We start from the raw sequence: 22,311 nt of genomic DNA, 5'->3' as shown, positions 1-22,311 counted from the left end.
AACGCGGCGAGGCGTGCGGGACGGAGGGCCGGCGCGGGCGGGCTAGCCGATCGCCTTCCGGTGGCGGATCACGAGTTCTTCCAGGTCCTTGACCAGGTCGTGCGGGGTCGGGGTGGCCCGCATCTCCTCCTGGGCCTTGCGGGCGCGCTCGGCGAAGGCGGAATCGTTCAGGATCCGCTGCAGCTCGGTGCGGAGGCTGCTCGGGGAGAAGCGTTCCGGCGGCAGGTGCACGCCTGCCCCGTAGGCGTCGATGGCCGCCGCGACCTGGTCCTCGTCGTGCAGCGCGTGCGGGACGATGAGCTGCGGGACGCCGTTGAGCAGCGCCGTAAGGGTGCTGCCCGTCCCCGCGTGGTGGACGATCGCCGAGCAGCTCCCCAGCAGCGGGTCCAGCGGCACGAACCCGGGGATCCGGACGTTGCCGGGGACCGTGACCCCGTCGGGCACGGACGCGGGGCCCAGCAGGGCCACGACCTCGATGTCCAGGTCGGCGACCGCCTCGAACAGTTCGGGGTATCCCAGCTCCGCGCGGCCGTCCCACACCTCCTGGTAGGAGTTGCCGAGGGTGACGCAGACCCGCGGCCGCTCCGGCTCCGTGTGCAGCCAGTCGGGGATGGTCCCGGGGCCGTTGTACGCCACGTAGCGCACGGGCAGGTAGTCGTACTCCGTCGGCACGCGCAGCCAGGAGGGCAGCGAGTCGATGGTCGTCTGGCCGAGGACGAGGTCGTCGGTGTACTCGCAGCCGTACTTCTCCAGCTTGGCGGTCAGCCAGTCGCGTACCGGGTCCTCGCCGGCGGCGTCCGGGCGTTCGGCCCGCAGGCGCAGGAAGAGCTCGCGCAGCCGGCCCAGGTGGTCGCGGCCGATGGTCGTGCGCGCGTGCGCGGCGCCGCAGGCGGCGGCCGCCACCGGCCCCGTGTACGTCATGCTGTCCCAGATGACCAGGTCAGGACGCCACGAGCGGCAGAAGGAGACGAGGCCGTCGAACACCGACGCGTCGGTGTTCACCTCCAGCGCCAGCGGGGAGGCGAAGGCCGCGAGGCAGTCGCGTACGTACTCGTAGGTGAGGACCTCGGGCCGGATCTCCGTGATGGAGTATCCGGAGCCGTAGATGGTCTCCTCGGGCGCCAGCTCGGCGAGCCGCTCGGCGTATCTGGCCTCGTCGCCGACGGCGACGCCGAGCAGGCCCGTCTGCCTCACCGCGGGCATGATGTCGGGCTGAGCCGCGATCACGACCTCGTGACCTGCGGCCTTGAGCGCCCAGCCGATCGGCACCACGAGGTTGAGGTGAGCGGTGGCCGCGAGTTGGGTGACAACGACGCGCATTCAGTCATCCTTCCGGCGTGTCGCGCGGGTCGGTCAGGATGTCGATCGGGCGGTGGTACGCGTCGGCACGCTCCCGCTCAAAGGCTGAGCCCGGTGTGCCGCTCACGTGTCGTGAGCAGGTACGCCGCAGCCCCATCGACTCTCACGAGACAGTAATCACCCACGTGAGAGCCACCGACCCCTAGATCACCCCTCCGGCCCCCCTGGGGACATGTCCCGCACTGGGGTGCTCGCCGATCGGGCTCCTGAGCCGTCGCAGGGCCAGGGCGAGGGTGAGGCGGGCGCGGCCGTCCGCCGAGTGCAGCGGGAAGCCGAGCTCGTTCCCTGCCCTGGCCAGCCGGGCGGCGACGGAGCTGCGGTGGATGTAGAGCCGGGAGGCGGTCTGGCGGACCGAGTCGCTGGCCGCGAACGCGTCCAGCGTCGCCAGGACGGCGTCCCCGTTGGGGCCCGCCGCCAGGCGGTCCAACGCGACGACGTCGGGGGATCCGCTGATGACCTCGGGCGACAGGTGCTCTGCGAGGAGGGCGAAGCCGCCCAGCCGGTCCCAGTGCACGACCCTGCCCCACAGCTCCCCCGGGCCGGCGAAGCGCAGGGCGGTACGGGCCAGGTGCCAGGCGTACGCCGCCCGCGCGGACGGAAGGCGCGGGCTCACCCCGACCATGGCATGCGGGTTCGCGAGAGCGTCGTCGCCGGGCCAGGGCGGGCCGGAGACGATGACCCCGTACAGGTCCCCGAGACGGGCCGCGCTGCCCCCGAACGCGGGGACCTCACCCGCGACGGCGAACACCTGCACGCACCGGTCCGGCCTCAACCCGAGGAGCTTCAGCGCCCGGGACCGCCCGGCCTCGTCGGCGGCCGCGCTGAGAACGAGCTCGACCAGCGCCGGATCCCCGAGTGCCGGCGCGGGCCGCGCCCTGCCGAGGACGGCGGCGCAGGCGATGGCGAACCGCTCGACCAGCATGGCATCGATGGGGAACGCGGAGCCGCGCCGCTCGATCCACACCTCGCCGCCGTTCACGAGCCCGTGCTTCCTGGCGTCCGGATCCGCCGGCCCCGCGAGCGAGCCGCCCTCGGCGCTCACGCGCCGAAACACCCCCAGCTCGGGAACGCTCACCCCTACGGGGCATTCCGCGAGCCGCGCGGCTTCCGTGAGCAGCCGGTCCAGATCGGTTCCGTTCTGTAAGAGCGCGTCGAAGAAGCTGATCACCCGGAGCTCGTCGCCCGCGCGGGGATCGAGTTCGGAAAGGCGCAGCAGCAGGTGCTTCATCGGATCGACCTCGGCTCTGGATTCGCGTTCACCCGGGCGCGGAACAGCGACGCCGCCGACCCGTCGCCGGCCAAAGAATGTTCGGGACGGAACGCTATACGGATACCGGGGCGACGCGGCGGACGCCGAACGCGGAAAGCCGCTCTATAGGGGATGCGCACGGGTCGCGTAGGGGTCCGCCCGCAATCGGCCTTCACCTAGCGTCGGCATGGCCGCCCACCTGTGTGAACGACCGACGATCGGGCGGCGCCGCGATGAATGGCCCAGGCGTGGGGCGCCGTCTCCGCGCCGAGCGTGATGAGGTGGTTGACTTGGCCCGAGCCCCCAGCGCAAGGGGAACCCTGCCGTTCGGCGACCACGTGACCTGGTACCGGATGACCGGCACCCCGGGCAAGGGGAAACCGGCGGTCGTGGTCCTGCACGGAGGGCCCGGCGGCACCCACGACTACCTGCTTCCCCTGGCGGACCTCGCCGACGCGGGCTGGCCGGTCGTCCACTACGACCAGCTCGGCAACGGCGGCTCCACCCACCTCGACGACGCGGACCCGGGGTTCTGGACGCCGGACCTGTTCGACGACGAGCTGGGCAACCTGGTGGACCGGCTGGGCATCGCCGGCGACTACGTGCTCGTCGGGCATTCCTGGGGCGGGCTGCTGGCCGCCAAACACGCCTCCCACCGGCCGCCCGGGCTGCGCGGGCTGGTCATCGCGAACTCGCCGGCCTCGTACCCGGAATGGCGCAAGGAACTGAAGATCCTGCGCGACCTCCTGCCGGCCGGCGTGAACGAGACCCTGCTCGCCCACGAGGCCGCCGGGACGACGGAGACGCGCGAATACTTCGACGCGATGATGGTCTTCTACAACCGGCACGTGATCCGGATCCGGCCGTGGCCGCGCGAGTTCCAGGCCACGTTCATGGACACGCTCAGCAATCCGACCGTCTACCACGCCATGAACGGGCCGTGCGAGTTCCACGTGATCGGCAGCCTGAAGGACTGGGGTGTCACGGATCTCCTCGCCGACATCGCCGTGCCCACGCTGGTGATCTCGGGCCGGCACGACGAGGTGACGCCGGAGTCGATACGGCCCTTCCTCGATCTCATCCCCCAGGCCCGCGGAAAGGTCTTCGAGGAGTCCAGCCACTCGCCGCATCTGGAGGAGCCGGAGCTCTTCCGGCAGGTCATGCTCGAATTCCTCGCCGGCCTGGCCTGACTTGGGCCGCCGCTCTTCATGCCCTTGCCCAAGGAGAGATTCTTGAACGACGCCACCGACATCGTGAAGAGCGACGCCGAGCTCGCTGCTCGCTACGGATCGCCGCTGTACGTCTACGACCTCGAACGTGCCGTCGCCGCTCATGACGACCTCCGCGCCTGCCTGCCCGAGGGGACGGTCGTCTATTTCTCGTTCAAGGCCAACCCCCATCCGGAGATCGCCGAGGCGCTGCGGGTGAGCGGCGGTTCCGCGTGCAAGGCCGAGATCAGCTCCACGGGCGAGCTCTCCGCGGCTCTGCTGGCGGGCTTCGACCCGCTCGACATCCTCTACACCGGGCCCGGCAAGACGACCGAGGAGGTGGAGGCCGCGCTGGAGGCCGGCGTCCGCCGTTTCTCCGTCGAGTCGCTCAACGACCTGCGCCGGATCGGGCAGGCCGCCTGGGAACAGGACGCGGTCGCCGACTGCCTCCTGCGGGTGAACAGCACCGCCTCGGGGGCCACCACCAGCATCCGCATGACGGGGGCGCCCTCCCAGTTCGGCTTCGACAGCGAGACGCTCCCCGAGCTGATGCCGGAGCTCCGGTCGGTGCCCGGCACCCGTCTGTCGGGGATGCACCTGTTCTCGCTGAGCAACGCCAAGGACGAGGAATCCCTGATCGCCGAGTTCAAGCACACGATCACCGCGGCGGCCGAGGTCCGCGACTCGACGGGCCTGGAGCCGGAGCTGCTGGACATCGGCGGCGGCTTCGCCTCCCCCTACCTCTCCCCCGGCGAACGCCCCGTCTACGGCGGCCTGCGCGCGGCGCTGGAGGAGGTCCTCGACTCGCACTTCCCCGGCTGGCGGAACGGCAGCCCCCAGGTCGCGTGCGAGTCGGGTCGGTACCTCGTCGGCGACTGCGGCCGGCTCGTCTGCACCGTCACCAACGTCAAGGAGAGCCGCGGCGGCAGGTTCGTCATCCTGGACGCCGGGATCAACACGCTGGGCGGCATGTCCGGGCTCGGGCGGCTGCTGCCGGTCTCCATCCAGTTCGAGTCCTCCGAGCCCGTGGAGAAGGCCAACCTCGTCGGCCCCCTCTGCACGCCGGGCGACATCCTCGGCCGGAACGTCGCCGTACCCGAACTCCGCCCCGGGGACGTGGTCACCATCCCGAACGCGGGGGCCTACGGCATGACGGCCAGCCTGCTCATGTTCCTCGGCCGCCCGGCGCCCACCGAGGTCGTCATGCGCGGCGACAAGGTCGTCTCCTCGTCCCACGTGCTTTTCGTCCGCATGTACGAGTAGAACCACCTGCCTGCCCTGCAGGTATCCATCGTCGGCTGTCCCGGCTCAACCGCCGCGGACAGGATCACTGCGGTTCATATGGAGAGTCAAACAGATGAGCCAGTCCGGAAACAGCGAATTCGAAGCCAGCGGCACCCCGACGACGAGCGCCGGACAAGCGGCGGCCTTCACGCTCCGACTGGCGGACCTGTCCATGGCGGAACGCCGGGCGGCCCTGATCGAACTGGTGAGCCGGACGACGCTCGACGTGATGAGCGCCGTACTGCCGGGGATGCTGGAGACGGTCTCCGCTGAGCAGACCTTCAAGGACATGGGCCTCGACTCCCTCGCGGCGGTCGAACTGCACGACCGGCTCGTCGCCGAACTCGGCACCGAACTGCCGATCGGCCTCGCCTTCGACCACCCGACGCCGGCCTCGCTCGCCGACTACCTGCTCACCGAGGCGCTCGGGCTCGGCGAGCGGGAGCGCGCCGAGATCACGGCGGCGGTCGGCTCCGACGAACCCATCGCGATCGTCGGCATGGCCTGCCGCTACCCCGGCGGCGTGGCCACGCCCGAGGAGCTGTGGGAGCTGATCACCGAGGGCCGGGAGACGGTGACCGGGTTCCCGACGGACCGGGGATGGGACCTCGACCGGCTCTTCGACGACGACCCCGACTCCGGCAACACCACGTACGCGCGGGTGGGCCACTTCCTGCACGACGCCGCGGAGTTCGACGCGGCGTTCTTCGGGATCAGCCCGCGCGAGGCCGTGGCGATGGATCCGCAGCAGCGGCTGATCCTGGAGACCTGCTGGGAGGCCATCGAACGGGCCGGCATCAACCCCCAGACCCTGCACCAGAGCCGGACCGGCGTCTTCATCGGCGCCGAACCGCAGGACTACGGCCCCCGGCTGCACCAGGCGCCCCCCGACGTCGAGGGCTACCTCGTCACCGGCGCCGCGCCCAGTGTCGTCGCCGGGCGGGTGGCGTACACGCTGGGCCTGGAGGGACCCGCCGTCACGGTGGACACCGCCTGCTCGGCGTCGCTCGTGGCCATCCACCTGGCCTGCCAGTCGCTGCGCACCGGGGAGAGCCCGCTGGTGCTCGCGGGCGGGGTGACCGTGATGTCCGCGCCGGGGACGTACACGGCCTTCAGCCGCCAGCGCGTCATCGCCGCCGACGGCCGCTGCAAGGCCTTCAGCGCCGACGCCGACGGCACCGGCTTCTCCGAGGGCGTCGGCGTGCTGCTGATGGAGCGGTTGTCGGATGCGGTGGCAGCCGGTCACCGGGTGTTGGGGGTGATCCGGGGGTCGGCGGTCAACCAGGACGGGGCCAGTAACGGGTTGACGGCGCCGAACGGTCCTTCGCAGGAGCGGGTGATCCGTCAGGCGCTGGCGAACGCGGGCGTGCCGGGTACCGAGGTGGACGCGGTCGAGGCCCACGGGACCGGGACCGCGCTCGGCGACCCGATCGAGGCGCACGCGTTGCTGGCCACGTACGGGCGGGACCGTGACCCGGCGGAACCGCTGTGGCTGGGGTCGCTGAAGTCGAACATCGGCCACACGCAGGCGGCCGCGGGCGTGGCCGGTGTGATCAAGATGGTGCTGGCGATGCGGCACGGGTTGTTGCCGCAGACGCTGCACGTGTCCGCTCCCACGACTCATGTCGATTGGGAGCGGGGTCAGGTTCGGCTGCTGGAGCAGGCGCGGGAGTGGCCGCAGCCGGACGGCCGGCCGCGGCGGGCCGGGGTGTCGTCGTTCGGGGTGAGCGGGACGAACGCGCACGTCATCGTGGAACAGGCTCCCGAGCCGCAGCTGGACGCGCCCGGGGGTGCTCCCGTGGTGTCGGGTGTGGTGCCGTGGGTGCTGTCGGGGCGCGGTGAGGAAGCGTTGCGCGCCCAGGCGTCCCGGTTGGCCGACCATGTCGATGCCCGGCCGGAGGTGCCGGTCGAGGGTGTCGGGTTGTCGCTGGTACGTGCCCGCGCGGCCTTCGAGGACCGTGCCGTGGTCGTGGGCGCGGACCGGGAGGAGCTGCTGGGCGGGCTGCGGGCGCTGGCGGCGGGCGAGGCTGACGCGCAGGTGGTGACCGGGTCGGCTGCCGGCGGGCGGGATGCGGTGTTCGTGTTCCCGGGTCAGGGGGCGCAGTGGGCTGGGATGGGGGTGGAGCTGGCGCAGGCGTCGCCGGTGTTCGCCGCCCGGCTGGAGGAGTGCTTCACCGAGATCCGGCGGTGGGTGGACTGGGATCCGGCGCAGGTGCTGGCCGACGCTGACGGGGCTGGGCTACAGGCGATCGAGAAGCTGCAGCCGGTCGCGTTTGCGGTCGGGGTGGCTTTGGCGGCGTTGTGGGAGTCCGTGGGCGTCCGCCCGACAGCCGTGATCGGGCATTCGCAAGGCGAGGTCGCGGCGGCCTGTGTGGCCGGGGTGTTGTCGCTGGCTGACGCCGTGCGGGTGGTGGTGTTGCGCAGCCGGTTGTTCGCCGCCGAGCTGTGGGGACGCGGCGCGATCGCCGCCGTCGGGCTGCCCGCCGAGATGGTGCGTGAACGTGTCGCCTCGCTGGATGCGGGGTTGGAGGTGAGCGCGGACAACAGCCCGGCCTCCTGCGCGGTGGCCGGACCACCTCAGGCGCTGGAAGAGTTCGTCGAGCGGCTGCGGGGCGAGGGGGTGCGGGCGCGGGTGATCGCGACCACGGTGGCCTCTCATTCGGTCATGGTCGAGCCGTTGCGCGAGCAGCTGCTGGACATGCTGGGCCCGGTGGAGGCCGGGCCGGGCCGGGTGCCGTTCTATTCGACGGTGAGCGGTGGGCTGCTGGCGGGTTCGGAGCTGGGGGCGCAGTACTGGTTCGCCAACGCGCGCCGGCCGGTGGACTTCCAGGGCGCGGTCAGGGCGTTGCTGGCCGATGGCAAGAGCGCGTTCATCGAGGCTTCTCCGCATCCGGTGCTGGCGATGGCGGTGCAGGACATCCTGGACGCCACCGGCACCTCCGGGATCGCGGTGGGATCGCTACGCCGTGGCGAGGGCGGCCCCGACCGGTTCATCCGCTCGGTCGGCGAGGCATTCGTCGCAGGTGTGGCGGTGGACTGGCAGACACTCCTGCCCGGTACCAGCGTTGGTGTCGAGCTGCCCACGTATGCCTTCCAGCACCGGCGCTACTGGCTGGACGGCACCCCGGCGGGGGTGTCGGACGCGGGCGGGCTGGGCCAGGCCCGCGTCGATCATCCGCTGCTAGGCGCGGCCGTGGAACTGCCCGGCCAGGACGGGATGGTCTTGACCGGGCGGATCTCGACTGCCACACACCCCTGGCTGACCGATCACGGGGTGGGACAGACGGTGGTGTTCCCCGGTACCGGCTTCGTGGAGTTGGTGGTGCGGGCGGGTGACGAGGTCGGCTGCCCGGTGGTGGAGGAGCTGACGCTTGAGGCGCCGCTGGTGATCGAGGGTGAGGAGGCGGTCCAGCTCCAGGTGGCAGTGTCCACCGCTGATGAGGATGGTCGTCGCGAGGTGGCGGTGCACGCCCGCACCGGCCGACAGCCGTGGACCCGCCACGCCACCGGAACCCTGACCACGACCAGCACCACGCCGAGTCCCGCGGGCGAGCAGTGGCCGCCCGCGGGCGCGCAGGCGGTGGACGTGTCCGGCCACTACGAGACACTGGCCGGCACCGGATACGGCTACGGTCCGGCCTTCCAAGGACTCAAGCGGGCCTGGATCCGCGACAACGAGGTGTTCGCCGAGGTCGAGCTCGACGAGCGAGAGGCCGCCGAAGCCGATCAGTACGGCATCCACCCGGCCCTCCTGGACGCCGCCCTGCACGCCACCGGTCTCATCGAGCAGGCTGAGGGCGTCGCGCTCCCGTTCGCCTGGAACGGGGTGGAGCTCCTCGCTTCCGGCGCCCAGCGCGTGCGCGTCCACGCCCAGCCCACCGACGACGGCGCCACCAGCATCCACATCACCGACACCACCGGCGCGCCGGTAGCCACCATCACAAGCTTGATCTCGCGCCCCCTTCCGGCCGGCGGACTGTCGTCGCGTCCGCAGCCTGGGCATGATGCGCTGCATCGCGTGCAGTGGGTGCCGCTCCCCGGTGAGCAGGCCGGCTCTGTGGCCGGGGATGTGGCGGTGCTGGGTGAGCGGTGGCCTGCTCTGGCCGCGGCGGTCCAGGCTGCTGGGGGCGGAGTCGGCGAGTTCGTGGATGCGGCGGCGTTGGGTGATGCGGTCGTGTCCGGCCGGGCTCTTCCCGCCGCCGTGGTGCTGCGTCTTTCGGTGCCTGCCGGGCTGCGGCCGGAGCTGGACCGGGTCGTGGATGTGCTGAGTGGCTGGCTGGCCGATGAGCGGCTGGCCGATTCCCGGCTGGTGCTGGTCACCAGCGGCGCGGTGACAACCGGCCTTGAGACCGGTAGTGCCGATGGTGCTCTGATCGGTGCGGCGGTGTCGGGACTGGTGCGCTCTGCGCAGGCCGAGAACCCGGGCCGGATCCTGCTGGTCGACCTCGACGACGCGGCCGACTCCCTCACCGCCCTGGCCTCTGTGCTGGGTGTGGAGGACGAGCCGCAGCTGGCGGTGCGGGCCGGCCAGGTGCTGGTGCCTCGGCTGGCGCGCGCGGACACCGCGGGCGATCTGGTGGTGCCCGAGGGACCGGGAGCCTGGCGGCTGGACTGCCCCGCCAAGGGCTCCCTGGAGGAGCTGGTGTTGGTTCCCACGCCGGAGGCCGATCGGGATCTGGCCGCCGGCGAGGTGCGGGTGGAGGTGCGCGCGGCCGGGTTGAACTTCCGTGACGTGGTCGTGGCGTTGGGCATGGTGCCCGAGCAGGGAGAGCCGATCGGCGGCGAGTTCGCCGGGATCGTGGCCGAGGTCGGGCCCGGGGTGGACGGGGTGCGGGTCGGCGATCGGGTGATGGGGCTGGGTGAGGCCGCGTTCGGTCCTCGGGTGGTGGTCGATCAGCGGCTGGTGGTCGGCCTGCCGGAGGGCTGGTCGTTCGCCCAGGGAGCCGGGGTGACGGTCGCGTATGCCACCGCCTGGTACGCCCTGGTCGATCTGGCCGGGCTGAGCCGTGGTGAGCGGGTGCTGATCCACTCCGGCGCCGGTGGTGTCGGCATGGCCGCCATCCAGATCGCCCACCACCTGGGTGCGGAGGTGTTCGCCACCGCCTCACCCGCCAAGCAGCACCTGCTACGCGCTCTCGGCGTGGCCGACGACCACATCGCCTCCTCCCGGGACCTCGACTTCGCCGACGCCTTCGCCACCGTCATGGGCGGGGCGCGGATGGATGTGGTGCTCAACTCGCTGGCCGGGCCCTTCACCGACGCCTCCCTGGACCTGCTGGTCGAGGGTGGCCGGTTCATCGAGATGGGCAAGACCGACCGCCGCGATCCCGCCCTGGTGGCGGGGACTCATCCGCAGGTGCGGTACCGCAGTTTCGACTTGATGGATGCCGGTCACGAGCGGATCGGACAGATGCTGGCCGAGATGCTGGACCTGTTCACCAGCGGCGGGCTGGCGGCGCTGCCGGTGCGGTGCTGGCCGGTCCAGCAGGCCCGCCAAGCCTTCCGGCACATGGCCCAGGCCCGCCACACCGGCAAGATCATCCTGACCATGCCGCGCAGCATGGACCCCGACGGCACGGTACTGATCACCGGCGGCACCGGCGGCCTGGGCGCGATCCTGGCCCGCCACCTGGCCACCGAGCACCACGTCAAGCATCTGCTGCTGGCCTCCCGCCGAGGAGACCAGGCCCCCGACGCCGACCAGCTACGCGCCGACCTGGAAGCAGCCGGCGCGACCGTCGACATCACCGCGTGCGATCTGTCCGACCCCGGACAAGTCGGCACCCTCCTCGACCGGATCCCCGCCGAACACCCGCTCACCGCCGTCTTCCACACCGCAGGAGTCCTCGACGACGGCGTGGTCACCTCCCTCACCCCCGACAAGATCGACCGCGTACTGCGCCCGAAGGCGGACGCCGCCTGGCACCTGCACCAGGCCACCCAACACCTCGACCTGGCCGCATTCGTCCTCTACTCCTCCTCCGCAGCCACCCTCGACAGCGCCGGACAAGGCAACTACTCAGCCGCCAACGCCTTCCTCGACGCCCTCGCCACGCATCGCCAGACCGCGGGGCTGCCCGCCCAATCCCTCGCCTGGGGACTCTGGCACCAACCCAGCGGCATGAGCGCCCACCTCACCACCACCGACATCACCCGCATCGAACAAGCCGGCTACCACCGCATCACCACCACCCAAGGCAACCAACTCCTCGACACCGCCCTGACCACCCCCCAACCCCACCTCCTCCCACTCCCCATCAACACCCACACCCTCAGCAACCGCCATGACGGCGTACCGGCGATTCTGCGTGGGCTGGCTCGCACGCCCGCGCGTCGTGCCGCCCGCACCGAACCGGTTTCCGGTGGCGGGTCGGCGCTGGAACGCCGTCTGGCGGGCCTACCCACGGCGGAGCAGGAACACGTGCTGGTGTCGCTGGTGTGCGCGGAAGCGGCGGCGGTACTGGGACACGCCTCGGGCGAGGAGATCCAAGCCGGACGCCCGTTCAAGGACTTGGGCTTCGACTCGCTTTCGTCGGTGGAGCTGCGGAACCGGCTCAGCCGGGCAGCCGGGATGAAGCTGCCCGCGACGCTGGTGTTCGACCATCCCACACCGACCGCCCTGGCGGCGCACCTGCTCCAGCGCGTCACCGGCGGCAGCACGGCGGCGGCGTCGGCTCCGGTGCGAGCCGCGGCCACAACCGCGTCCGCGGGTGCGGGGGTGGGAGAGCCGATCGCGATCGTGGCGATGAGCTGCCGTTACCCCGGCGGGGTGAACTCGCCGGAGGACCTGTGGGACATGCTGGTCCAGGGCCGCTCGGGCATCTCCTCCTTCCCCGAGGACCGGGGCTGGGACCTGGAGTCGCTCTATCACCCCGACCCCGATCACGTGGGGACCACGTACCTGCGTGAGGGCGGGTTCCTGAAGGACGCGGCCGGGTTCGACGCGGGCTTCTTCGGGATCAGCCCGCGCGAGGCGATCGCGATCGACCCGCAGCAGCGACTCCTGCTGGAGACCTCCTGGGAGGCGCTCGAACGGGCCGGGCTCGACCCGGGCACCCTCCGCGGCACCCCCACCGGCGTCTTCATCGGCGGGACACACACCGGGTACGGCTCGGAGTCACCATCGGCTGACGTCGAAGGCTACCTGGTCACGGGCACGTCCAGCTCGGTCATGTCCGGGCGGGTGTCGTACACCCTGGGTCTCGAAGGCCCGGCGCTGACGGTGGACACCGCCTGCTCCTCCTCCCTGGTCGCCATCCACCTCGCCTGCGAGTCGCTACGCAGAGGCGAAAGCACGCTGGCACTCGCGGGCGGCGTGACCGTGCTGCCCAACCCCGAGCTGTTCGTCCAGTTCAGCCGCCAGCGGGGGCTGGCCCGAGACGGCCGGTGCAAGGCGTTCTCCGACGAGGCCGACGGCACCGTGTTCTCCGAGGGCGTGGGCATCCTGCTGCTGGAGCGGCTGTCGGAGGCGCAGGCCAACGGCCACCGGGTGCTGGGCGTGATCCGCGGGTCGGCGGTCAACCAGGACGGCGCCAGCAACGGCCTGTCCGCCCCCAACGGCCCCTCCCAGGAGCGGGTCATCCGCCAGGCACTGGCCAACGCGGGCCTGACGCCCGGTGACATCGACGCGGTCGAAGCCCACGGCACCGGCACCAAACTCGGCGACCCCATCGAGGCCCAAGCTCTCCTTGAGGTGTACGGCGCTCGTCCCGAAGAAAACCCCTTGTGGCTGGGCACCGTGAAATCCAACCTCGGCCACACCCAGTGCGCCTCCGGTGTGGCGGGCGTGATCAAGATGGTCATGGCCGCCCGCGAAGGGCTCCTCCCGCAGACCCTGCACATCTCCACCCCCACCACCCACGTCGACTGGGAACAGGGCCAGATCCGCCTCCTTCAGCAGGCCCAGACCTGGCCCGGCCACACCGACAAACCGCGGCGCGCCGCCGTCTCCTCCTTCGGCATCAGCGGCACGAACGCCCACCTCGTCCTTGAGCAGGCCCCCGCCCTCGACACCAGCGCCGGTCCGGCCACCGGCTCCGGGGCCGGTGCGACCGCCGGCGGCGAGGCCCTGCGCCCCCTGCCGCTGGTCCCGATCACGCTGTCGGCCCGCGACCAGGCCAGCCTGGCAGCCCAGGCCGCCCGCCTGGCCGACCACCTCACCACCCACCCCGAAGTCCCCCTCCACGACATCGCCCTGTCCACCGCGACCACTCGCGCCCACCTGGAGCAGCGCGCCGTCATCCTCGCCCGCACCTCCGACGACCTCCACCAAGCCCTCCACCACCTCACCGGCACAAGCACCGGGGGTGGCAGTGACGCTGGAGGCCGCAACGGCGTCGGCACGCCCAACGGAAACGGCGTGAGCCCGGCCAAGGCAAACGGCATGGAGACGACCAGCGGAGACGGCGTGGACACGACCGCCACCAGCGGCGTCAGCATGGCCGCCACCAACGGCGTGGGCACAAGCGACGGGAACAGCGTCGGCACGGGCGCCACCAACGGCGTGAACACGGCCCACGGGAACAGCGTCGGCACGATCGCCACCAACGGCGTCGGGACAAGCGACGGTGACGGCGTAGGCACAGGCGCCACCAACGGCGTGGACACGGCCCACGGGAACGGCGTCGGCACGGGCGACGGGAATGGCGGCGACAGCGCGAACACGGCGACCACCGCCCCACGCCACACCCCCACCCCCTCCCGCTCAGGTGGCGAGAGCAGCGCCTGGGCCGGCGTGCACGTCATCACCGGGCGGGCGCGTCCCGGAAAGATCGCCTTCCTCTACTCCGGACAAGGCGCCCAACACCCCGGCATGGGCCGCGAACTCTACAACACCTTCCCCACCTTCGCCCACGCCCTCGACAACGCCTGCGACGCCCTCGACCCCCACCTAGACCACCCCATCCGCGACATCATGTGGGCCCCACCCCACACCCCCCAAGCCCACCTCCTCAACCAAACCCACTACACCCAACCCGCCCTCTTCGCCCTCCAAACCGCCCTCACCCACCTCCTCACCCACTACGACATCCACCCCCACTACCTCGCCGGACACTCCCTCGGCGAAATCACCGCCGCCCACACCGCCGGCATCCTCACCCTCACCGACGCCGCCACCCTCATCACCAGGCGCGCCCACCTCATGCAAACCCTCCCCCCCGGCGGCGCCATGACCGCCATCCAAGCCACCCCCCAAGAAATCACCCCCCACCTCACCCCCCACACCGCCATCGCCGCCATCAACTCCCCCACCAGCACCGTCATCTCCGGCAACGCCCACGACATCCAAACGATCACCACCCACTTCACCGCCCTAGGCCGCAAAACCCGCAACCTCAACGTCTCCCACGCCTTCCACTCCCCCCTCCTCGACCCCATCCTCGCCCCCCTCGACCAACTCGCCCACACCCTCACCCACCACCAAGCCCACACCCCCCTCATCACCAACACCACCGCCACCCCCACCCACACCCTCACCCCCACCCACTGGGCCCACCACGCCCGCCAACCCGTCCAATTCGCCGACACCATCACCCACCTCCACCAAACAGGCGTCACCACCTACCTCGAAATCGGACCCGACACCCCCCTCACCAACATCGCCCCCCACAACATCCCCCCAGACACCCACGCCACCTTCACCGGCACCCTGCGCCCCAACCACCCCGAAACCCACACCCTCCTCCAAGCCATAGCCACCACCCACACCCACACCACCGCCATCAACTGGCAGAAGCTCTTCACCAACACCCCCGCCACCACCACCGACCTGCCCACCTACCCCTTCCAACACCACCACTACTGGCTGGAGCCGCCTTCCCAGGGGCACGCAGCCGAAGGGGCCCGGGACGACGGGTTCTGGGAGGCGCTGGAGTCGGAGGAGCCAGAGGCGCTGGCCGTCCGGTTGAAGGTGGACGCCGAAGCGCTGAGGACCGTGCTTCCCGCCCTGTCGTCCCTGCGGGACGCGGAGCGCAAGCGGTCCGTGCTCGACGACTGGCGTTACAAGCTGGTGTGGCGCGGGGTGAGCGCGCCGAACGCGGCCGGGATCACCGGTACGACGTGGCTGGTGGCCGTGCCTGCCGCGGGCGGGGACCCGCGGATCGTCCGGGACGTCCTGGACGGCCTGTCCGCGAATGCCGCCCGGGTGTATCCGCTGATGGTCGGTGGCGAGGACCGCGCCGCGCTCGCCGAAGCCATCCGCGCGGAGTCCCGGCCCGGGCTGACCGGTGTGCTCTGTCTCCTGCCGCTCGACGACGAGCCCCACGAGGAGCATCCGACGCTGTCCCGGGGTGTCGCGGCGACCGTCACGCTGGTGCAGGCGCTGGCCGATGCCGAGGTGAGCGCGCCCCTGTGGCTGGCCACCTCCGGCGCAGTCACCCCCGACGAAGCCACCGACGAAGCCACCGAAGACAAGGCCGAGGACAAGGCAGCCGAATCCGTCAGCCCGTTCCAGACCTCCGTCTGGGGCCTCGGGGCGGTGCTCGCGGTGGACCACCCGGACACCTGGGGCGGCATCGTCGACCTTCCCCCGGCCCCGGAGGCCGAGGACATCGCGCTGCTCCAAGGGGTGATCGCGGGCACGACCGGCGAGGACCAGGTGGCGATCCGCTCGGGCGTCGTACGGGCGCGCCGCATGGTGCGCTCGCCGTACGGCGAGGCGGATCCGGCGCGGAGCTGGAAGCCGCGCGGAACGGTGCTGGTCACCGGCGGCACCAGCGGAGTCGGAGCGAACGTCGCGCGGTGGCTCGCCCGGGAGGGCGCCGACCACCTGGTGCTGGCCAGCCGCCGCGGGAGCGGCGCCGAGGGCGTCGCGGAGCTGGAGGCGGAGCTGACGGAGCTGGGCGCCAAGGTCACGGTCGCGGCCTGCGACGTCGCCGACCGCGCGGCGGTTCGGGACCTGCTGGAGTCGCTCCCCGAGCTGACGGCGGTGATGCACGCGGCCGGCGTCGGACACGACAACGTGCTCGTGCCCGACACCACGCTGGAGGACTTCGCCGGCTTCGCGCGCTCCAAGGTCATCGGGGCGATCAACCTGGACGAGCTCCTGGGTGACCGGCCGCTGGAGGCGTTCATGATGTTCTCCTCCGGCGCGGCCGTCTGGGGATCGAGCGGTCAGGCCTCCTACGCCACCGCCAACGCGTTCCTCGACGGCCTGGCGCGGCGCCGGCGGACGCGCGGGCTCGCGGGCTCCTCGATCGCCTGGGGCGGTTGGGGCGGCGGCGGGATGATGGAGGACGCCGGGGAGCAGCTGGGCAGGAGCGGCCTGCGGCCGATGGCGCCCGACGCCGCGGCGATGGCCATCGGCCAGCTGCTGGGCAGCGGCGAGGGCCACCTGGTGGTGACCGACATCGACTGGGAGCGCTTCGCGCCCGCCTTCGCGCTGGCGCGCCCGCGCCCCCTGGTGAGCGCCATACCGGAGTTCACGCGGGCGCTCGACGCGCCGCCGGCCGCCGAGAGCGGCGACGAGGACGACGGTACGGCGTTCGCGGCGCGGCTCGCGGACCTGCCGCCGGCCGACCGGGAGCGCCTGGTGGTGTCCCTGGTACGCGCGGAGGCCGCGGCGGTGCTGGGGCACACCTCGGAGGACCCGGTGCAGCCGGACCGGGCGTTCAACGAGCTCGGGTTCGACTCGCTGACCGCGGTGGAGCTGCGCAACCGGCTGGGCCGGGCGACCGGCCTGAAGCTCCCGGCCACCCTGGTCTTCGACTATCCCACCCCGATCGCCCTCGCCCGGTTCGTCCAGGACAGGCTCGTTCCCGAGACGTCGTCGGGCTCGATCTTCGCCCAGCTCGACGAGATGGAGCGGCTGCTACGGGAGCAGGCCCTGTCCGCCGGGGACCGGGCGCAGCTCAGCGACCGCTTCCGGGCCATCCTGCACGCGGCCGAAGGGGTGAACGGCGCGGCGGAGGAGGTCGAGCAGGACCTCGACGACCTTTCCGACGAGGAGCTCTTCGCCGCGCTGGACGACCAGCTCGGCGCGTCCTGACCCGGCGGGCCGCGCGTCCTGTCGCCGGCCCCAGACCCCCACCCGCTCGAACTCCCGCCAAGGAGCATCGATGAAGGAAATCAGAGACGTCATCCTGTCCGAGCAGTACGACGCCGAGCAGCTCAGGAACCTCCCGATCCCGGAGAGCTACCGGGCGGCGGTCGTGCTCCACGACGACGTGGACATGTTCGGCGACATCCCGGCCGAGAACCGCGATCCGGCGAAGTCGCTGACGCTGTCCGAGGTCCCCACGCCGGAGCCCGGCCCGGGCGAGGTGCTCGTCGCGGTGATGGCGAGCAGCATCAACTACAACACGGTGTGGAGCGCCATCTTCGAGCCGATGCACACGTTCGGCTTCCTGAAGCGCTACGCGAAGGCGGTCCCGTCGGCCGGGATCCACGACCAGCCCTTCCACGTGCTCGGTTCGGACATGTCCGGCGTCGTGCTGAAGACGGGCCCCGGCGTCCACCGCTGGCAGGTCGGGGACAAGGTCGTGGCGCACTGCCTGTCGGTCGAGCTCTCCTCGGCCGACGGCCACGACGACAGCATGCTCGACCCCGACCAGCGCATCTGGGGGTACGAGACCAACTACGGCGGGCTGGCGCAGCTCAGCCTGGTCAAGGCGAACCAGCTCATGCCCAAGCCCGCCCATCTGACCTGGGAGGAGGCGGCGTCCTCCGGCCTGGTGCACTCCACGGCCTACCGCCAGCTCATCTCGCGCAACGGCGCGCAGATCAAGGTCGGCGACGTGGTGCTCATCTGGGGTGCCGCGGGCGGGCTCGGCTCGTACGCCACCCAGCTCGTCCTGCGCGCCGGGGGGATCCCGGTGTGCGTGGTGTCCAGCGACCACAAGGCGGAGCTGGTCCGGTCCCAGGGCGCCGAGCTGATCATCAACCGGGCCGAGGAGGGCTTCCGGTTCTGGAAGGACCCGGAGACGCCCGACCCCAAGGAGTGGAAGCGGTTCGGGGCGCGGATCCGGGACCTGACCGGCGGCGACGACCCCGACGTGGTCTTCGAGCACCCCGGCCGGGAAACGATGGGCGCGAGCGTGTACGTGGCCCGCCGCGGCGGCACGATCGTCACCTGCGCCTCCACCTCCGGCTACCAGCACCAGTACGACAACCGCTACCTGTGGATGGCGCTGAAGCGGATCGTCGGCACCCATTTCGCGAACTACCGGGAGGCCTGGGAGGCCAACCGGCTCATCGCCAAGGGGGCGGTCCACCCCACCCTGTCCGCCGTCTACGACCTCGACGAGGTCGGGGTGGCGACCCGCCGCGTCCACGCGAACGCCCACAGCGGCAAGGTCGGGGTGCTCTGCCTGGCGCCGCGCCCCGGTCTCGGCGTCGACGACCCCGAGTTCCGCGCCCGCCACATCGACCAGATCAACCGGTTCCGCGAACCCGCGGACAACTAGCTTGCGGAGGATGAAACGTGGCTGCTGACCTGGCTTCCAAGGTCGTCGTGATCACAGGAGGGACTTCCGGCATCGGCAAGGCCGTCGCGGAGCGGGTCGCCGCCGACGGCGGCGCCGTGGTGATCGCGGCCCGGCGCGAGGATGTCGGCGCGCAGGTGGCGGCCGACATCCAGGCGAAGGGCGGCCGGGCGCTGTTCGTCCCGGCCGACGTCACGGTGGAGGCCGACGCCGAACGGGTGGTGCGCTCGGCGGTCACGGAGTTCGGCCGGCTGGACGGGGCGTTCAACAACGTCGGCGGCGTGAACGGGACCGGGTTGGTGTCCGACGTGGACGAGGCCCACTGGCGGGCGGACCTGGAGCAGAACCTCACCAGCGTCTTCTACGGCCTCAAGCACCAGGTCCCGGCGATCCTGGCCACGGGTGGGGGCTCGATCGTGACGAACGCCTCCACCTACGGCTGCGCCGGGATCCCGGGCGCGGCGCCGTACGTGGCCGCCAAGCACGGCGTGGTGGGCCTGACCAGGGCCGTCGCCCTGGAGAACGCCGAGCGGGGCCTACGGGTCAACGCGCTGGTCACCGGCAACGTCGACACCCCGCTGCTCCGCAACCTGCTGGGAGCGCCGCTGGACGGGCCGCTGGAGACCCGGGTGCCCAACCCCTCGGGGCGGGCGGCGCGTCCCGACGAGATCGCCGCGCTCGTCTCGTTCCTCCTCAGCGACGACGCGGCCTTCATCACCGGCGCGGCCCTGGCCATCGACGGCGGCGCCACCGCGCAGTAGCAACGCCACCCCATGAACACCGCCGTTCGGCCGGGCGCACCCGCCCGGCCGCGGCCATTCGGCGGATGACCCGGCCCCGCCCCGGCACGGAGGATGAACTCATGCGCTACAACCTCGACTCAGAGCTCGCGCCGTGGGCGTCGATGATCCCCGACGTCGAACTCTCCCAGGTCGTCAACCGGGAGATCACCCTCACCCCCGAAGAAGAGCAGGCCTTCCACGACAAGCTCCCGCATTACACGCCCGAGCAGCCCGTGGACATCAGCGATCGCGAGATCCCCGGCCCCGAGGGCGCGCCACCGGTGAAGGTACGCCTCTACCGGCCGCCCGCCGCGGACCGCCCCCGTCCGGCGCTCCTCTACCTGCACGGGGGCGGATTCGTCGCCTCCGACTTAGTGGTGTTCGACGCCCGGTGCACGGAGATCGCCGACCGGGTCGGCGCCGTCGTGGTGTCGGTCGACTACCGGCTCTCCCCTGACACCCCGTTCCCCGGAGCGCTGGAGGACACGTACGCGTCGCTGAGGTGGTTGCACGCCGCGGCCGGGGAGCTCGGCGTGGACCCCGGGCGGATCGCGGTCGGCGGCGACAGCGCCGGCGGGAACCTCTCGGCGGCGGTCTCGCTGCTCGCCCGCGACCGCGGCGGCCCGGAGATCTGCTTCCAGTTCCTGGACGTGCCGGTGCTGGACGACCGGATGACGACGCGATCCATGCGGGACTTCGTCGACACGCCCAGCTGGAACAGCCGCAACAACGAGGCCATGTGGCGGTACTACCTCAAGGACGGCCCGGCTCCGGGAGGACCGGACGTGTCCCCCTACGCGGCGCCCATGCGGGCCGGCGACCTCACCGGCCTGCCCCCGGCGCTGGTGGTGGTGTGCGAGTTCGACCCGCTGCGCGACGAGGGCATCGAGTACGCCCAGCGGCTCGTCCAGGCGGGGGTCGCGACGGAGCTCGTACTGTATCCGGGGACCTTCCACGGCGCGTCGGTGATCGCGCACGCCGAGATCACGAAGAAGATGCGCGAGGACATGATCTTCTCGCTGCGCCGCGGGATGCGGGGCTGAACCAGCCCCGCGTCCGCGGCTCAGCCGACCAGCTCCGCGGCCCGGGCCCGCAGGCCGGCCCGGTCGACCTTGCGGTTGGGGTTCAGCGGCAGCTCGTCCAGGTGGTGGTAGTGCCTGGGGATGAGGCCCGCCGGCAGCGTCCTGCGGAGCTGGGCGGCGAAGCGGGCCGGCGGCGCGGGGGCTCCGGTGTAGAACACGACGAGCGCGGTGGCGTCGTCGGCCGTGGTGCTCACCGTCACCGCGTCCTCGACGCCGTCGCAGCCGCGTACGGCGTGGTCGATCTCGGCCAGCTCGACGCGCCAGCCCTGCACCTGGACCTGGGCGTCGCCCCGGCCGAGATAGACGAGCTCGCCGTTGGCGGCGCGCCGGACGCGGTCGCCGGTGTTGTACCAGAGGCGGCCGTCGCGCTCGACGAACCGGCCGTGGTTCTGCTCGGGGTCGAGGTATCCGGGGGTGGTCTGCGGGCCGGTGATCCACAGCTCGCCCTCGGTGTCGGTCGGCCGTCCCTCGTCGTCGAGCAGCAGGTGGTCGTGGCCGTCGTTGACGTACCCGATCGGCGACAGGCCGTTGACGCCCAGCCCGGGCGAGGTCTCCTGGGACCAGCGGTGACCGACGATGGTGATGGTCAGCTCGGTCGGGCCGTACAGGTTCTCCAGGACGGAGGCGGGGGCGGCCCGCTGCCAGTCGGTGGCGTCCGCGACCTTCAGCGCCTCTCCGGCGAAGAAGCTCCAGCGCAGGAACGGCATGGCGGCGGCGCCGAGACCACCGGTCCTGCGCACCATCGAGATGGCGCTGGGGGTGGAGAACCACACCGTGATCCCCTGCTCGGCGAGGAAGCGCGGCAGGTTCCGGTACGCGTGCGGCGGCACGGCCACGGACGTCGCCCCGGCCCCCCAGGCGCAGAACAGGTCGAACATGGCGCAGTCGAAGGTCAGGTCGAACGTCTGGGAGAAGACGTCGTCGCTGGTGAAGTCGTACCGACCGGCCAGGAACCGGAAGTAGTGGGCGGTGTTGCCATGGGTGATCGGCACGCCCTTGGGCGTCCCGGTGGAACCCGAGGTGAACAGCACGTACGCGATGTCGCCGGCATCAACCGGCCGGGGCCGTGGGAGGGCGAGCCCGGGGTCCATCGGGTCGGCCTCGGGCGCGAGGACGGCGAGGTCCATGCCCTGGCCCCGCAGCTCCTCGGCGATCTTCTGCCCGCGTTCGTCGACGACGAGCGCCGACACCCCGGCCGCCTCGATCATCTGCCTGGTGCGCGCGGCCGGGAAGTCCGGCTGCAGCGGCACGACGGTCACCCCGGCGAAGAGGCCGGCGAGGATCCCGACGTAGGAGACGGTCCCCTTGGCGGCGAGCACCCCGACGGCGGTGGGCGACGTGCGCAGCAGCGCGCCGCCCCACAGCAGGGCCAGCCGGTGGACCTGGTCGTAGGTCAAGGTGTCCGCGCCGGCCCGGAACGCCGCCCGGCCGGGCGACTTCGCCAGACCGCGCAGAAAGAATTCATAGAGGGCGGGGCTGCATTCTCCGGTCATTGTTCCTCCGGCCACAATTATTCCGGGCGACCGCCCGGAATATGTTTATCAGATTCTTCTGTCAAATCCGTGGACATCAGGGATTCCGCGCTATAACGTCAGGTCCAGATAATTCGATTGAGAAAGGAATCCGCGCGCCATGTGGGACAACCGCTTCGAGGAGATCCTGCGCCAGCACCTGCCTTTTCTCCCGGCCGACGAGAAACTCCGGGAGGATGTCGCGCTGCTGGACTTCGGCCTCGACTCGCTCGGCATCGTGCAATTGCTGGGCGACCTGGAGGACACGTACGGGGTGCGATTCCGGGACGACGCGCTGACCCCCGAGACCTTCCAGACCCCCGCCGTCCTGTGGAACACGCTGGGCCGGATTTCCGAGACCGCCGGCTGACGCCCGCGACGAGGCCACGCGCTCATCACCAGGTGAGCCGTGGCC

The 22,311-nt window shown here is 71.6% G+C and carries 10 protein-coding genes; 7 read left to right on the top strand and 3 right to left on the bottom strand.

Annotated features, from left to right (window positions below; genetic code table 11):
- Positions 1-42 precede the first annotated feature (42 nt).
- A complete protein-coding gene (locus tag HD596_RS29415; protein WP_185072531.1) occupies positions 43-1,320 on the bottom strand; it encodes an activator-dependent family glycosyltransferase in 1,278 nt (425 codons plus the stop codon).
- 181 nt (positions 1,321-1,501) lie between these two features.
- Entirely contained in the window at positions 1,502-2,587 is a 1,086-nt protein-coding gene (locus tag HD596_RS29410; RefSeq protein WP_185072530.1) for a helix-turn-helix domain-containing protein, read from the bottom strand.
- 311 nt (positions 2,588-2,898) lie between these two features.
- Here HD596_RS29410 and HD596_RS29405 point away from each other — a divergent pair, with 311 nt between their 5' ends.
- From HD596_RS29405 to HD596_RS29335, 6 genes are all read left to right on the top strand, one after another.
- The gene (locus tag HD596_RS29405) at positions 2,899-3,798 is read left to right on the top strand and encodes a proline iminopeptidase-family hydrolase (protein ID WP_185072529.1); all 900 of its coding nucleotides are present in this window, start codon (positions 2,899-2,901) and stop codon (positions 3,796-3,798) included.
- Positions 3,799-3,840: 42 nt separating this feature from the next.
- Positions 3,841-5,079, top strand: coding sequence for a type III PLP-dependent enzyme domain-containing protein (locus HD596_RS29400; protein WP_246554924.1), 1,239 nt, complete (start codon positions 3,841-3,843; stop codon positions 5,077-5,079).
- A gap of 94 nt (positions 5,080-5,173) precedes the next feature.
- Complete coding sequence (locus HD596_RS62170; protein WP_246554922.1) at positions 5,174-17,086, top strand: type I polyketide synthase; 11,913 nt, start codon at positions 5,174-5,176, stop codon at positions 17,084-17,086.
- A 70-nt stretch (positions 17,087-17,156) separates the two neighbouring features.
- The gene (gene ccrA / locus HD596_RS29345; RefSeq protein ID WP_185072527.1) at positions 17,157-18,503 is read left to right on the top strand and encodes a crotonyl-CoA carboxylase/reductase; all 1,347 of its coding nucleotides are present in this window, start codon (positions 17,157-17,159) and stop codon (positions 18,501-18,503) included.
- Positions 18,504-18,520: 17 nt separating this feature from the next.
- Positions 18,521-19,282: an SDR family NAD(P)-dependent oxidoreductase gene (locus HD596_RS29340; protein ID WP_185072526.1), complete on the top strand. Its 762-nt coding sequence runs from the start codon at positions 18,521-18,523 to the stop codon at positions 19,280-19,282.
- A gap of 101 nt (positions 19,283-19,383) precedes the next feature.
- The gene (locus HD596_RS29335; RefSeq protein WP_185072525.1) at positions 19,384-20,346 is read left to right on the top strand and encodes an alpha/beta hydrolase; all 963 of its coding nucleotides are present in this window, start codon (positions 19,384-19,386) and stop codon (positions 20,344-20,346) included.
- A gap of 20 nt (positions 20,347-20,366) precedes the next feature.
- On the opposite strand, the gene HD596_RS29330 is transcribed toward HD596_RS29335, so the two are convergent.
- Complete coding sequence (locus tag HD596_RS29330; protein ID WP_185072524.1) at positions 20,367-21,878, bottom strand: AMP-binding protein; 1,512 nt, start codon at positions 21,876-21,878, stop codon at positions 20,367-20,369.
- 139 nt (positions 21,879-22,017) lie between these two features.
- On the opposite strand from HD596_RS29330, the gene HD596_RS29325 reads away from it, so the two are divergent.
- Positions 22,018-22,266, top strand: coding sequence for an acyl carrier protein (locus HD596_RS29325; protein ID WP_185072523.1), 249 nt, complete (start codon positions 22,018-22,020; stop codon positions 22,264-22,266).
- Positions 22,267-22,311: the final 45 nt, after the last annotated feature.

Source organism: Nonomuraea jabiensis (assembly GCF_014204795.1).
In the GTDB taxonomy this organism is placed as follows: Bacteria; Actinomycetota; Actinomycetes; order Streptosporangiales; family Streptosporangiaceae; genus Nonomuraea; species Nonomuraea jabiensis.
The sequence above is the reverse complement of the archived record's forward strand: the minus strand, read 5'-3'. Positions and strand labels throughout refer to the sequence as shown.